The 12888-nt window shown below is 71.5% G+C and carries 10 protein-coding genes; 2 read left to right on the plus strand and 8 right to left on the minus strand.

Going from position 1 to position 12888, the window contains the following annotated elements; all coding sequences use genetic code 11:
* Positions 1-127: 127 nt before the first annotated feature.
* The 4 genes from ACGF3I_RS01060 to ACGF3I_RS01075 all read right to left on the minus strand — a co-directional run bounded on the left by ACGF3I_RS01060 (position 128) and on the right by ACGF3I_RS01075 (position 4964).
* Positions 128-1747 carry a phospholipase D-like domain-containing protein gene (locus ACGF3I_RS01060; protein WP_393128380.1) on the minus strand — a complete coding sequence of 540 codons (1620 nt, stop codon included), beginning with the start codon at positions 1745-1747 and terminating at the stop codon, positions 128-130.
* Positions 1748-1894: 147 nt separating this feature from the next.
* Positions 1895-2065: a hypothetical protein gene (locus ACGF3I_RS01065; protein WP_393128381.1), complete on the minus strand. Its 171-nt coding sequence runs from the start codon at positions 2063-2065 to the stop codon at positions 1895-1897.
* Positions 2066-2185: 120 nt separating this feature from the next.
* Positions 2186-3550 (minus strand): AMP-binding protein, encoded by a 1365-nt coding sequence (locus ACGF3I_RS01070; RefSeq protein WP_393128382.1) that lies wholly within the window; start codon positions 3548-3550, stop codon positions 2186-2188.
* Positions 3551-3743: 193 nt separating this feature from the next.
* Positions 3744-4964, minus strand: a complete 1221-nt coding sequence (locus ACGF3I_RS01075) for an erythromycin esterase family protein (RefSeq protein ID WP_393128383.1) — start codon at positions 4962-4964, stop codon at positions 3744-3746.
* Between the two features lie 58 nt (positions 4965-5022).
* Here ACGF3I_RS01075 and ACGF3I_RS01080 point away from each other — a divergent pair, with 58 nt between their 5' ends.
* Together ACGF3I_RS01080 and ACGF3I_RS01085 are read left to right on the plus strand one after the other, a co-directional pair.
* Positions 5023-5778, plus strand: coding sequence for a TioE family transcriptional regulator (locus tag ACGF3I_RS01080; RefSeq protein ID WP_393128384.1), 756 nt, complete (start codon positions 5023-5025; stop codon positions 5776-5778).
* A gap of 124 nt (positions 5779-5902) precedes the next feature.
* Entirely contained in the window at positions 5903-6847 is a 945-nt protein-coding gene (locus tag ACGF3I_RS01085; protein WP_393128385.1) for an endo-beta-N-acetylglucosaminidase H, read from the plus strand.
* On the opposite strand, the gene ACGF3I_RS01090 is transcribed toward ACGF3I_RS01085, so the two are convergent.
* The 4 genes from ACGF3I_RS01090 to ACGF3I_RS01105 form a co-directional block, all read right to left on the minus strand.
* Positions 6835-7707: an alpha/beta fold hydrolase gene (locus ACGF3I_RS01090; protein WP_393128386.1), complete on the minus strand. Its 873-nt coding sequence runs from the start codon at positions 7705-7707 to the stop codon at positions 6835-6837. The genes ACGF3I_RS01085 and ACGF3I_RS01090 overlap by 13 nt on opposite strands.
* 37 nt (positions 7708-7744) lie before the next feature.
* Entirely contained in the window at positions 7745-8830 is a 1086-nt protein-coding gene (locus tag ACGF3I_RS01095) for an alpha/beta hydrolase (protein ID WP_393128387.1), read from the minus strand.
* Between the two features lie 89 nt (positions 8831-8919).
* Positions 8920-11394 carry a penicillin acylase family protein gene (locus ACGF3I_RS01100; RefSeq protein WP_393128388.1) on the minus strand — a complete coding sequence of 825 codons (2475 nt, stop codon included), beginning with the start codon at positions 11392-11394 and terminating at the stop codon, positions 8920-8922.
* A gap of 49 nt (positions 11395-11443) precedes the next feature.
* Complete coding sequence (locus tag ACGF3I_RS01105) at positions 11444-12553, minus strand: BTAD domain-containing putative transcriptional regulator (protein ID WP_393128389.1); 1110 nt, start codon at positions 12551-12553, stop codon at positions 11444-11446.
* Positions 12554-12888 lie beyond the last annotated feature (335 nt).

Below are 12888 nucleotides of genomic sequence, written 5' to 3' on the forward strand. Positions count from 1 at the left end.
GCGCCCCCCCCGCCGCGGGGGGGGGGGGCGCGCCGCCGCCCCCCCCCCCGCGCCCGCGCGGGGCCGCCCCCCCCCCCCCCCCCCCCCCCCCCCCCCACCCCGCACACTGCTGTCGGGCCTGGAGGCCTCAGCCCTGGCAGATGCCGCGTTCGTAGTCGACGGTCGCGGTGTCCCGGGAGAACTGCCATTGCGGGGCGAGCAGTTGGGCGTCGAGCTGTCCGGCGGCGGTAGGGCTCTCCACCACGTACCCGAAGTCCTGGAGCCAGGCCGGGTAGAGGTTCTTCGACCCGATGTAGAACGCCGAGCCGTCCACGGAGATCAGCTTGTGGTGCTGGGCGTAGGGATGCGTGTCCGCCCAGCGGGGGCTCGACGAGCTGCGGAACGTGGCGAGTTGGAGGGTGGAGCACATCGCGGTGCGGGCCGAGGCCGCGTCGCCGGTGCGCAGCGCGAGCCGATCGCGGAGGGCGTCGCTGATCTCGGCCAGGGACTTGATCTGCGAGTAGCCGCCGCTGCCGACGGCGCCGCGGTTGGCCGGGTCGCTGACGACGATGCGGACCTTGACGCCCGCCGCCATCTTGGCGGCCAGCGCGTCGTACACGCGGACGTCGTACCGGGGCAGCGGCGGGCAGGTGGCGTTGAGGTCCTGCTGGGAGATCTCGAGGTGGCGGCTGGCGCTGGAGATGAGGGCCCGCAGCGCGCTCTCCTCCGGGTTGACCGTGTCGTAGTCGCGGTCGGCGTTGGTGTTGTCGTGCAGGCCCACGACGCACCTGGTGTCCGCGGCCCCGGGCAGGTTGGGCCGGAAGGCGGACGCCGGATCGCTCTGCCGGATCCCGACGCCGAGGCCGCCGACGGCGATCACGGGCACATCCGCGGTGGACACCTGGGGAGCGGTGCGGGGCAGGGTCGCCATGCATCCGGCGCCGTTGGAGGACGCGAACCAGACACTGGCGATGTTGTTCCGGTTCCGGCAGGTCCAGGACCACAGTTCGTCCAGATACTTGCCGGCCGATGCGGCGGCCGGGCCGCTCAGGGCGAGGTCGACGTCGGAGACCGGGTGGCTGGTGTCGAGGTAGTCGTCCTTCCAGCTGTTGATCCCGCCGGTGATCACGGACGTGCCGTCGACGACGAGCAGCTTGGAGTGGTTCCAGGAGAACGCGGTCTTCGACGTGGTCATCGAGGCGACGTTGAGGGTGACGCCGGCCGCGTCCTTGCCGAGCCGCGAGACGAGTTCGTCCCGGTACTTCGACGGTACGACGTTCAGGTGGTACAGCGGCGCGGCGCCCACCAGGATGCGCACCGTGAGGTGGTGGCCGGACGCCACGGAGGCCTTGAGGCCGCTCACCACGGCGTCCTGGAACGCGCCGTTGGGGAACGGGGCGAGGGTGGATATGTCGACGCTGCCGGTCGCCTTCGCGATGTTGTCGGTCATCCGGGCGAGCAGCCGACGGGTTCCGGGCCGGTCGGCACAGGTGTCGTCACTCCAGCAGCCCGGAGTCTGCAGCAGCCAGTCATCGCCGCCGGGCACCGACGCGTCGAGGGTGTTTCCCCGTGTGCGCTCCCAGACCCGCCCCTCCAGGCCCGGAGAGACCTGGCGGAGCGCCCCTTCGACGGCGTCCAGGTGCGGGGTGGCCGGGGCGGGCCCCGCGTCCGCGAGGGCGGGGCCCGCCGGGAGCAGGGCGGCCATGAGGGCCGGGACGGCGGTGCGCAGGACGAGGACGCGGACGCGCCTTCGCGGGTGACGGGCCAATTCGGGCTTCCTTGTTCGCGGGAACGCTGCCGCCGCCGGGGGCAGGCAGCAAGATCATCTCGCGGAAGCTATCAGCCGCGCCGGGAGGGCGCGTATCCGAACGTGCGCGTTCCGGCCACGCGGGCCGCCGTCGGATCGGGCGAGGCGTCAGCGGGCGTGACGACGTGCGTGGGACTGGCGCGGCACGGTGGGCAGACGCCTGCGGGCGTAGCGGCCGCGCGGGAAGGGGTTGCGCCGCGCGGGCGCCTTCGGCGCGAAGACGAGCATGGCGATGGGAACGAGAACAACGGCGAGGATGAGCGCCACAACGAGGGTCATGTCTTCACCTTCCGTCGGATACTGACGGTCTGTCACTACAGCGTGTTACCGGGTTCGGTCCGCGCAAACACACTGAGTACGCCGAGCGGGCGACGGGCCGCCGGCCGCTGCCCCTCCCCCTCAGTCCGGAACGTCCGTGATCCGGCCGGTCACCAGCAGACGGCCTCCGCAGGTGCGCGCGGCGCGGACGCCGGTGCGGAAGTACCCCTCCGGCGTGAAGGAGACGGCGTTCTGCTCGGGCGCCCGGTAGTAGCCGCGCACCGTGTGCGGGCCCCGGACCAGGAGCTCGCCGGGCTGTCCGTCGGGCACCTCCGTGCCGTCGGAGCCGATGACGCGCGTCTCGTCGCCGGGCGGGAGCGGGTGGCTGTGGGCGGTGAGCGCCGTCGTCCCGTGCCGGTCTTCGCCACCCGGGAGGACGAGCAGGCCTTCGGGCAGGGCGAGGACGGACTGCGAACGGCAGCCGAGTGCCGCGCCGAGCCGCTCGGCGGCGGCCCGGGGCAGGGGCGTGCCGCCGACGACCTGAAGGAGGCGCAGACTGCTCAAGTCGGCCTGATCGGCGGGAAGTTCATCGAGCCATGCCCGGGCGGCCTCGGGGGACAGCGAGGTCAGCGTCACGCGTTCCCGCTCGATGAGCGAGAGGTGGGCGGCAGGCTCCTGGCCCTCCGCCAGGACGACCGTGCCACCGCCGGCGAGGACGCCGAGGATGCCGGGGCAGCCGAGGGCGAGCTCGCTCTCGGCGGGCAGCGCGGCCAGGTACACATCGGTCTCGGCGAGCGGGACCAGCTCGGCGGCGGCCCGCAGCTGACAGGCGTAGTCGTTGTGGGTGCGCGGCACGAGGCGGGGTGTGTCGCCGACGGCGGCGGACAGGGTGAAGAAGGCCACCCGGTCGGCACTCGGGGCGAGCGCCGGCCCCGGCGGGGAGTCGAGGGTGTCGAGCGGGGAGTACTGGCAGCCCGAGGGGTCGGTCGTCAGACCGCCGTACGGGGACGAGGTGCCGGGCGGCTCCACGGTGAACACCCGCCGCAGGAAAGGCCATTGGGCCGCGATGCGCGCGGCCATCGCGCTGTGGTCGAAGCCGTTGTGCACCGAGGGGCCGACATACCCGACCGCCTGGGTGAGGCGCACGATGTCCGGGATCTCGGGCTCACGGAGGCTGAGCGGGCAGAGCACGGGGACCAGGCCGGCGCGCATCAGCGCGAAGACGGTGACGACGAACTCCGGCGCGCCGGGCAGCTGGACGACGACCCGCTGCCCGGGGCGCAGACCGCGCAGCCGGAACGCCGCGGCCATGCGGTCCGCGCGCCGGTTGAGCGCCGCGTAGGTGAGGCGGGTGCCGCCGTGCACCAGCGCCGCCCTCGGGCCGTACCGCAGGGCCCAGTCGCGCAGCAGATTGTCCAGCGTGTTGCCCCGCCAGTATCCGGCCGCCCAGTAGTGGTCGACGAATCCCTGGGGCCACGGTGTACAGCCCTTCAGCATGGATGACATGCGCTTCCTTCGCGGCGGACCGGGTGCGGCTGCGGCTGCGGCCATCCAATCCCGGCGCCGCCCCGGCGCTCAATGCGCGTTCCCGACCATGGCGGGGCGAGCCGCTCGGCGGAAGATCCAACGGGCGTGCGTGACCTGCGCCGTCGCAGAGGTGCGCATGCGCCGGGGCCGAAGGCACATCCGTGGCGCGGGGTCAGCGGCCCGGAGTCCGCGGAACGTCCTTGAGGAACACGAGGCCGTCGCTGGACGCCAGTTGGGCCGGGTCCAGTGGGGCGTAGCCGTAGTAGGCGGACTGACGGGGCGCGGCCGGCGCGTCCCGCAGGGCGGCGGCCAGGCCGGGTGCGTCGACCACGCAGCGCTCCAGCGGCCCCGCGTACAGCATGCCTTCGACCGTGTCCGGCGGCGGGACGTCCACACCTCGGTGGCGGACGGTGCCGAGGGCGGTGGCGAGGAAGCCGTACTCCTCGCGCAGCCGGGCGCCGACGAGGGCGCCGGCGCTCCACCACTCCACGGGCCTGCCGCCCATCCGCATCGTGCTGCGGTTCCGCTGGAGATGGCCGTTGTGCGCGTGCACCAGGGTCGAGTGCCGTTCGGCGAGGGCGAGCAGGTTGTCGGCCATCATCTGGTCGCGCACGGCGACGAGCCAGGCCATGCGGCCCGGTGAGGTGTCGGCCATCCAGTGGTGGTAGCGCAGCAGGCCGCGGGCGGTGCGTGCGCAGAGGCGCGCACGGTCCCACGCGTCCGGGGTCATCGCCGCCTCCAGGTGCGGAGCCTGGGTTTCGAGCAGGGTCGCGAAGTCCTCGGCGAGCAGACGCAGTTCGCCGGCGCGTGGGGTACGGCCCACGGATCGGGCCGGGTCCATCATCGCGCCGGGATCGGTCCACGGCTCGTCGGCGCCGAGGAGGTCGTCGAGCCTCTGAGCGGTGCAGGGGAGCAGGTCCGCGTCCACGTGGGCCGCGAGGCAGTCGAAGAGCGCGGTGAGGGCCCGCCGGGGGCTCGCGGCGGCCGCCATTTCCAGCGGGCCGTCGAATCCGGCGAAGCGCACCTGCTCGGACCGGGGCCTGTTCTCGTTGAACTCCCTCATCCAGCGCACCAGTTCACGGTTGGCGACCGAGGTGGCGAGCCCGATGTCGGGGTGGCTGAAGCCGTCCCGCATGACGTCGTCCAGGGTGCCGGCGCCGGTGGTGACGTAGTCGTCCACGACGAGGCCGCTCAGGCAGTCGCTCTCGATGGCGATGGCGCGGTAGCCCTGTTCCTCGACGAGTTGCCTGAAGAGGTCGTTGCGCAGTTCGAGCAGTGCGTCCTCGCCGTGCGTGGGCTCCCCCAGGGCGAGCAGCCGCGGCCGGGCCGGAAAAAGGCCCAGCACGGCCGCGGCCTCGACGGTGTGGACGGTGTCCTGGATGTCGGTTGGCATGCCTTCAACGGTATCGTTGAACCTTCGGTTGAAACTTTGGTGTGCCAGAGGCGGTCCAGTGACGCGAAACCTTCAAAGCGGTGGTCGGCTCCGCCCCATTGATCTGGCGCGCGCCCACGGCCTGTCCGCCCAGGCGGTGCGGAACTACGAGGAGGCGGGCATCCTGCCCGGCGCCGAGCGCACCGCGCACGGTTACCGCACCTACACGCCGCTCCACGCGCGGGCCCTGGCCGCCTTCGTGGCCCTGATGCCCGGCCACGGCCACGGGACGGCCGCGGCGATCATGCGGGCCGTGAACGGCGGCGCGGTGGGTGAGGCGCTGCACCTCATCGACGACAGCCATGCCCGCCTCCGGGAGGACCGCCGGACGCTGGAGGCGGTGGAGCAGGCCCTGCGCACCCTGGACGGGGCCGAATCCGGATCTGCCGTCACCTCCACGCCCGGAGGCACGTTCATCGGGCCGCTCGCCGAGACGCTCGGTGTCCGGCCCGCGACCCTGCGCACATGGGAGCGCGCCGGTCTGGTCACTCCGCGGCGTGACCCGCTGACCGGTTATCGCGTCTACGACGAGGCCGCCGTACGCGATGCCCGGCTGGTCCATCAACTACGGCGCGGTGGGCATCTGCTGGAGCAGATCGCGCCACTGATCGCGCGGGTGCGGGAGGCCGGGGGCGTGGCGCCACTGGAGGGCGTGCTGCGGGACTGGCACGGCCGCCTGTCCGACCGCGGGCGCGCGATGCTGGCCGGAGCCGCCGAGCTGGAGGCGTACCTACGGGTGCGTGAGCAAAGTGAACACGGCCTGGGGCAACAGTGACTGACGTTGTGTCAGTCATGTGCCGAGGCGCTCTATCCGTGGCCTGAAGGTTGTGGCAGGCTCCCGATTCCACGTGACGGGAGTCCACGTGGCAGGAGTCCATGTGTCAGGAGGCTGATGAACCATGCGCAACTTCGGTCGGGGCGGAGTACGGACTGCCGCGCTCTCCCTCATGGCGGTCGCGGCGCTGGTGGGCGGCGCGTTGGCGACCACCCCCGCGGCAGCGGCAATACCGGCACCGGCACCGGCACCGGCACCGGCGCCGGTCAAGAAGGGGCCCACCTCGGTGGCCTACGTCGAGGTCAACAGCAACAGCATGCTGAACGTCGGCAAGTACACCCTGGCCAACGGCGGCGGCAACGTGTTCGACGTGGCCGTCATCTTCGCCGCCAACATCAACTACGACACGTCCAAGAAGTCGGCGTACCTGTACTTCAACGACCAGGTGCGGCACGTCCTCGACAACGCCCAGACCCAGATACGCCCCTTGCAGGCCAAGGGCATCAAGGTGATGCTGTCGGTGCTCGGGAACCATCAGGGCGCGGGCTTCGCCAACTTCCCCTCCAAGAGCGCGGCGACGGCGTTCGCCAAGCAGTTGTCCGACGCCGTCACCACGTACGGACTCGACGGCATCGACTTCGACGACGAGTACGCGGAGTACGGCAACAACGGGACCGGCCGGCCCAACAGCAGCTCGTTCGTGTACCTGGTCTCGGCGCTGCGCGCCGACATGCCGGGCAAGCTCATCTCGCTCTACAACATCGGCCCGGCGGCCTCGCGGCTGTCCTACGGCGGCGTCACCATCGCGTCGAAGTTCAACTACGCCTGGAATCCGTACTACGGCACCTGGGGCGTGCCGAACATCGCACTGCCCAAGTCGGCCCTCTCCCCCGCGGCGATCGACTTCGCCGCGACCTCGGCGAGCACGGCCGCCGACCTCGCGAGGCGCACCGTCAGTGGGGGCTACGGCGTGTACCTCACCTACAACCTCGACGGCGCCGACCGGCACACCTACATGTCCGGCTTCACTCAGCAGCTGTACGGAACCAACGCCGTCTACACCCCGTAGCCGGCCCCCCGGCCACCGACGAAAGCACGCAGCACCTCGGTCAGCGCGGCCGGGTTGTCCTCCTGCACGATGTGTCCCGCGTCCGGCACGACCGCGAGCCGGGCGTCCGGAAGGTGCTGCACGAAGCGTTCGGCGGTGGCCTGCGGCAGCACTCTGCTGCGGCCGCCGCGCACGAGGAGCACCGGCAGAGCGGTGAGCTGCGCGCCGAGTCGCTCGATGGCGGCCAGGATCGCGGGGAAGTCCGGCGGCCGGGGATCACCTTTCGGGACCCACATGCCCCCGGGCCCGGGCCGGAACAGCGTGCTCATCCGGTACGTCAGCGTGCCGCGGTCGGCCCGCGGGCTGACACGGAGCGCGGCGTCCACCACGGCGTCGAGCGAAGCGGCCGGCTCGAGGCCCGCCATGAAGGCGCGGGCCCGGCCGGTGCTCCCGAAGTCGACGCCCGGCGCGACGTCGACCAGTACCAGCCGCTCGACGAGACCGGGATGCGCGGCCGCCACGTGGGCGGCGACGACACCGCCCAGGGACATCCCTACGAGGCGCACCCGGTCGAGCCCGAGGTGGCCGGCGACGGCGACGACGTCCTCGGCCATGGTGGCGATGCGGTAGTCGTCGGACCAGTCGCTGTCGCCGTGGCCGCGCAGGTCGAGCGCGACGAGCCGCGCCGCGTCACGCAGCCCGAGACAGACGAAGTCCCAGGTGTGCGCGCTGAGCGCCCCGCCGTGCAGCAGGAGCACGGCGGGGCCCGGCCCGCCCCAGTCCCGTACGTGCAGCCGGCAGCCCCCGCGGAAGAAGAACAGGTCGGCCGGGGGCGCCGGGTCGTGGACCCGGACCCCCAGCGAGACCGCCGTCTCGATCATCGGCCACCCTGTCTTCCGTGCCTCCGGCGTGGGGCGGTCAGGAGGCGAAGGAGCGCTCGAGGCGCGGGATCAGGTCCCTGAGGTCCTGGTCCCAACAGCCGCCGTTGTGGCCGCCGTTGCACTGGGTGCCCCAAGCGGCTCCGTCCCCGTAGTCGACGTAGTGGTACGACATGCCGAGCGCGTCCATACGGCTCTTGACGTGCTGCGAGGCGCTCTCGAGCCAGAACTCCGGCTCGGTGACGGACCCGCGCCCGTTGCCGACGTAGATCGAGACGCCGACGCCGGCCAGCTTGTCCATGTGCTGTGACGGGTCGACCTCGTTCCACACGCGGTCGGCGTTGAAGACGGGGTAGGGCGAGCCGAACAGGGCATCACTGTCGACGCCCGGCTTGTACGGGTCGACATTGGGGTCGCAGACCCCCGACGACGAGCCGCAGAAGGCACCCTGCGCGTCGATCAGCGAGGCGACCACGGCCAGCCGCAGGTCCATGGCGTTGGCCGACAGGTCGATGTCTCCGGACAGCGAGGCGGTCTGGCTGAACAGTTCGGGGTGGTCCTGTGCGTAGTGGAGTGCGCCGAACCCGCCCATGGAGACACCGGCGATGGCACGGGTCTTCTTGGTGGCCACCGTACGCAGATTGGCGTCGATGAACGGGATCACCTGCTGGAGGTGGAAGGTCTCCCAGTTCTGGGCCCCGGCCGCGGTCTTCTGGTTGAGCCAGTTGGCGTACCAGCCGCGGGCGCCGCCGTCGGGGATGACGGTGATCATCGAGTTGGTGGTGCCGAACGCCGGATAGTTCTGCTGGACGGGGTCGTCGGGCGACCCGTGCAGGAAGTACAGGACCGGGTAGCGCCTGGCCGGGTCGTCGTAGTAGCCGCTCGGCAGAATGATCTTGATGTGGTGTTTGCCGGCGACCTCGGGAGTGGTCACGGTGAGGTTGAAGTTGGTGGCGCTGCCCGTGGTCGTGTCGACCTGGGTCAGTCCGAATCCGTCCGCCATCGGCGGCGGGGCGCTGGCGGTCGGTGCGGCAGTGGCCGCCTCTGCCGCACCGGCCGGCAGGGCCATGCCCACCACGGCGGCCGTCAAGGCCACCACCATCCGCCATCGACTCGTTCTCCGCATTGCGGCGTACCCCCTTGTGCGTCTCGATGTTGCCCGGGACCGAACGTACCGGGAGGCGGTGACATCCCGATGAAACGGCAGGTCGGGGCCTAGTCCAGGACCTTGACCTCAAGGGCCGGGGAGGCGGCGATGTCCGCCTCCGTGAAGCGGTCGGTCACCCACTGCCCGGCCGAGAAGAGCTTCGTCTGGTCGAGGTAGTGCGGCGAGTTCGGGTTGGCGGACTGTGAGTAGGTCAGCACCGAGGATGCCTGCGGCGGGCCGTCGGCGGTGAAGGCCACCTGCTGGATGAAGCTGGATCCGAAGGTGATGTCGAGCCTGCCGTCGACCTGGCCGGGCGTGACCACGTTCAGGACGCCCAGTTCGCTGATCGATCCGTGGATGGGGATCTGCTCGCCGTTGCGGGTGACCTTCTGGATGGACGACAGCGGCGCGTCGAGTGCGATCCCCGCCGTGCGCAGGGCCAGGACGGCCCGGCCGAACGCGTCACGGACGGCGGAGTTCCCGGGGTCGAGGGAGTTCGGCGTGTGCACCGGGTCCTTGGGGTCGAAGGGCACCCGCCACGGCCCGCTTTCGATCGCCTTGCCCCCCAGCAGATAGGCCCAGTAGTTCGCGAAGAGCCATGAACCCCGGCTGTCCGCCGTGTAGTTGTGGTCCTTCCAGGCGGCCAGGATCGGACAGGCCTCGCTCACATTGACCAGCTTGCCGTCCACCAGGATGAGCCCGAAGGGCTGGCTCCGGCACATCGTCACCGTGGCGTCGAGCGCCAGATCGGCGGCGCGGCTGTTGTCGGCGAACAGCAACTGCCGCATGGTGGCCGGGGTGAAGCCGCGGCCCGGCAGGCCATCGGTACCGTCCAGGCGGTTCTGCGCGGTGAGGATGAGTTCCTGGGTGCGCAGCGACCGGGGGGCCGCCGTGTCGCCCATCACCCGGGGGAAGGACAGCGGCTCCTCGGGGTTGGCGAGCCACGCGCTGTCGTTGGCGTTGCCGACGAAGTCCGTGCGGATCAGGCGCGGTTGCTTGTGCGGGTCGAGGAGGCCGGGGGCGACCGCGTTGGGGTCGTCGGGCCAGTCGCAGGCGCTGCGCTTGCCGTCGAAGATGGAGATCGGCGGCACGTTCGGCAGTCGCAGCTGCTGGTTGAACAGGAGCTGCCCGGTCAGGGTGAGGCACGACGTGGCGTGCTCGTCAGTGATGTTCGGGGTGGCCTGGATGTCCGCGTACAGGGCGTTGCCCTTGCGGTCGGTGGCGACCGTGTTGAAAAACGGGACGCCTTCCGTGCTCTCCAGGGTGTTCACCACGTCGTGGACGTCGGTGGCCTGATCGAGGTGGAACCAGGTGTTCAGGGCCCGCAGGTTGTCCATGTTCACGTCGCGCACCGCGTGTGCGCTGACCAGCCAGGGCAGCGGGACACCCTGGAGGGACGTGGTGATCGGCCCGTACCGGGTGGACCACAGCGTTCTGGTGACCCTGCCGATGGTGCCGTCCGCGTTCCGTACGTCCACGCCGACCTGTTGCGAGGTCATCTTCTGCCAACTGCCGTCGACCAGATAGCTGGTGGGGTCCTTCGGGTCGACCTGGACGTCGAAGAGGCCGAAGGGTGCCACCGTTGCGATGGTGTGGCTCCAGGCGACGTCGTCGGTGTGGCCGATGTTCACGGCGGGGAATCCGAGCAGGCTCGCCCCGGCGACATTGACCTTGCCCGGGATGGTCAGCTGGCTCTCCCACATCCGGTTCTTGCCCTGCCACGGGAAGTGCGGGTTGGCGAGCAGCATGCCGGTGCCCGCGGACACGCCCTGAGACCCGACGGCGAGCGCGTTGCTGCCCATGCTCTGCCCGCGGGCGGCGGCCATCGCGTCCCGAATCCTCTGCGCGGTCTCCCCGGGCGAAAGCGCCCCGGGGGCAGGCGTCTTGGCCGCGATGGCCGGCGCTCCCGGCGGCTGCGCGGTCACCTCCCCGTTCAGGAGCGGATCGGCGGCCCCCATGATGATCTCGGCGTGGGCGTGCCGGTAGACGTCCAGTTCGGTGATCGGCCGCACCCAGGCGGCGCCACGGCAGGCCGGGTCGGAGATGTTGTTCACGCCCGTCTCGGCCAGGTACCGGTTGTAGCCCTGGACGTAGCCGCGTATGGCGTTCCTGACATCGGGTTCGGGCCCGTTGGGAGCCGGCTGGTCGAGGAGACGCTCCACCACGTGGTTGTCGTTGATCCGCTGGAAGTACAGGTCGCTGTTGAGGTTGGTGGTGGTGTTCTGCTGCTCGCCGGGGCTGGTCATGCCGTCGGGTCCGAGGTAGCGCGACCGCTGGGCGTCGACCATGAGGTACGTGTCGGCCAGGGTGCAGATGTTGTCCTTGGCGGCGGCGTATCCATAGCCCGTGCCGAGTCCCTCCCAGGTGGAGGCGGTGATGTGCGGGATCCCGTATTCGGTGTAGCGGATCGTCGGTGCGTCCGATGCCTGTCCGGCGGTCCGCGTTCCGGTGCCCGGCGATCCGGCGGCCGTCATGGTGCTGATCATCGCGACCGCGGCCATGACCGCCATCGGCAGTGCCGCCCTGCGTCTTCTGCCCGCCATCGAGTCGTCCTTCCCCAGTGGTCCGGGCCCTCGTCCGGACGCGGACACGCTAGGTGGGGCCGATGAAATCGGGATGGAGCCGTCGCGCCCGGTACACGGGACGCGACGTGGCCGGTGCCGCCTTGTCGCCGCGCAGGATCATCTGGTGCACCTGGCGCAGCAGCGGGCTCGGCGGCACGCCGAGTTCGTCGGCCAGCCGCCGGCGGGTGCCGTCGAACACCGCGAGGGCCTCGGACTGCCGGCCGCCGCGGTACAGGGCGCGCATCAACAGGGCGGCCACCGGCTCGTTGAGGGGGTGCGCTGCGGCCAGCGGGAACAGCTCGGCGATCGCTTCGAGGTGCCTGCCGAGCCTCAGCTGCCACTCCGCCTTGCGCCGCATCACGGCGGCCCTGCGTTCGATGAGCCGCATGCGCTCCAACTCGGCGTGCGGGCCGGGCAGTTGGGCCAGTGGCTCACCCTGGAACAGGTCCAGCGCCCGCGCGCACAGACGGAGCGCCTCGGTGCCGTCCCCCGCACGCTCGGCCTTGGCCACCTCGGCGAGCAGCCCTTCCATCCGTACCAGGTCCACGTCCACCGCACCGGGCGCGAGCCGGTAGCCGCAGCGGTCGTGCTCGATGACCGACTCCGGCCCGTCTCCGCTGCGCAGGGCCTTGCGCAGCCGGTAGACGTACACCGGCACCACATTGGTGAGCGGAGGCGTCAACCCCCATACCCCGTCGAGGAGTTCCTGCTGGCTCACCGTGCGCCCGGCGTTCAGGGCCAGCGCGGCGAGTACGGCCTGCTGGCGGAGGTGCCCCAGATTCAGCGGCCGGCCGCCCTGGCGGGCCTGCAAGGGGCCGAGGACGGAGATGCTCACCCGGGCGCCCGCCGCCGGGCCGGTGGCGCCCCGCTCGGGCGTGGTCGCGGTGTGCGTACGGGGGCCGTGGCCGGGCACGACCAGGCCGCTGTCGAAGGCGTGGACGATCGCGGCGGGCCGGTCCCGCAGGCCGAGGCGGGCGAGGATGCGCGCGATGAGTCCGGCCACCTCGCCCTCGGGGATCGCGAGGGCCGAGGCGATCTCCTCGTCCCGCATGCCGCATCCGATCGCCCGGAGCACCTTGCGCTCCCGGTGCCCGAGTACGGCGGCCGGCGGCCGGCCGGTGGTGGCGGTGGTCGTCATGAACGCTCCCCTCCCGGGCCGGTCCGCGCGGCGGACGCGGTCGGCTCTTCGTGGCGGACGTGGTTGCCTCTCTGCGGAAGACGCGGTCGATCTGCTCCGTGGCGGACGCGGTCCCTTCTCCGTGGCAGACGCGGTCGATCCTCTGTGGCGGACGCGGTCGACAAGGTAGCGGCGACGATGACGGCCGCGGCATCCGGAATGATCCGGAGAAGGGTGCCATCGCTCGGCGGCTGCGGTGCGAGCCGGACACGGGAGGACGGCAGGAATCGTGCGCCGCCCGACCGGCCTGGAGCGATTGTCTGTTCGGGGGCGTGCGCGGGCGGCAGTAGGGTCTG

The organism is Streptomyces sp. NPDC048111, from assembly GCF_043202815.1.
In the GTDB taxonomy this organism is placed as follows: domain Bacteria; phylum Actinomycetota; class Actinomycetes; order Streptomycetales; family Streptomycetaceae; genus Streptomyces.

Bases quoted from the DNA above. Each gene is read 5' to 3' on its own strand.
- ACGF3I_RS01085 (WP_393128385.1), top strand. From the start codon at position 5,903: ATGCGCAACTTCGGTCGGGGCGGAGTACGGACTGCCGCGCTCTCCCTC.
- ACGF3I_RS01100 (WP_393128388.1), bottom strand. From the start codon at position 11,394: ATGGCGGGCAGAAGACGCAGGGCGGCACTGCCGATGGCGGTCATGGCC.
- ACGF3I_RS01070 (WP_393128382.1), bottom strand. From the start codon at position 3,550: ATGTCATCCATGCTGAAGGGCTGTACACCGTGGCCCCAGGGATTCGTC.
- ACGF3I_RS01065 (WP_393128381.1), bottom strand. From the start codon at position 2,065: ATGACCCTCGTTGTGGCGCTCATCCTCGCCGTTGTTCTCGTTCCCATC.
- ACGF3I_RS01075 (WP_393128383.1), bottom strand. From the start codon at position 4,964: ATGCCAACCGACATCCAGGACACCGTCCACACCGTCGAGGCCGCGGCC.
- ACGF3I_RS01090 (WP_393128386.1), bottom strand. From the start codon at position 7,707: ATGATCGAGACGGCGGTCTCGCTGGGGGTCCGGGTCCACGACCCGGCG.
- ACGF3I_RS01095 (WP_393128387.1), bottom strand. From the start codon at position 8,830: ATGCGGAGAACGAGTCGATGGCGGATGGTGGTGGCCTTGACGGCCGCC.
- ACGF3I_RS01105 (WP_393128389.1), bottom strand. From the start codon at position 12,553: ATGACGACCACCGCCACCACCGGCCGGCCGCCGGCCGCCGTACTCGGG.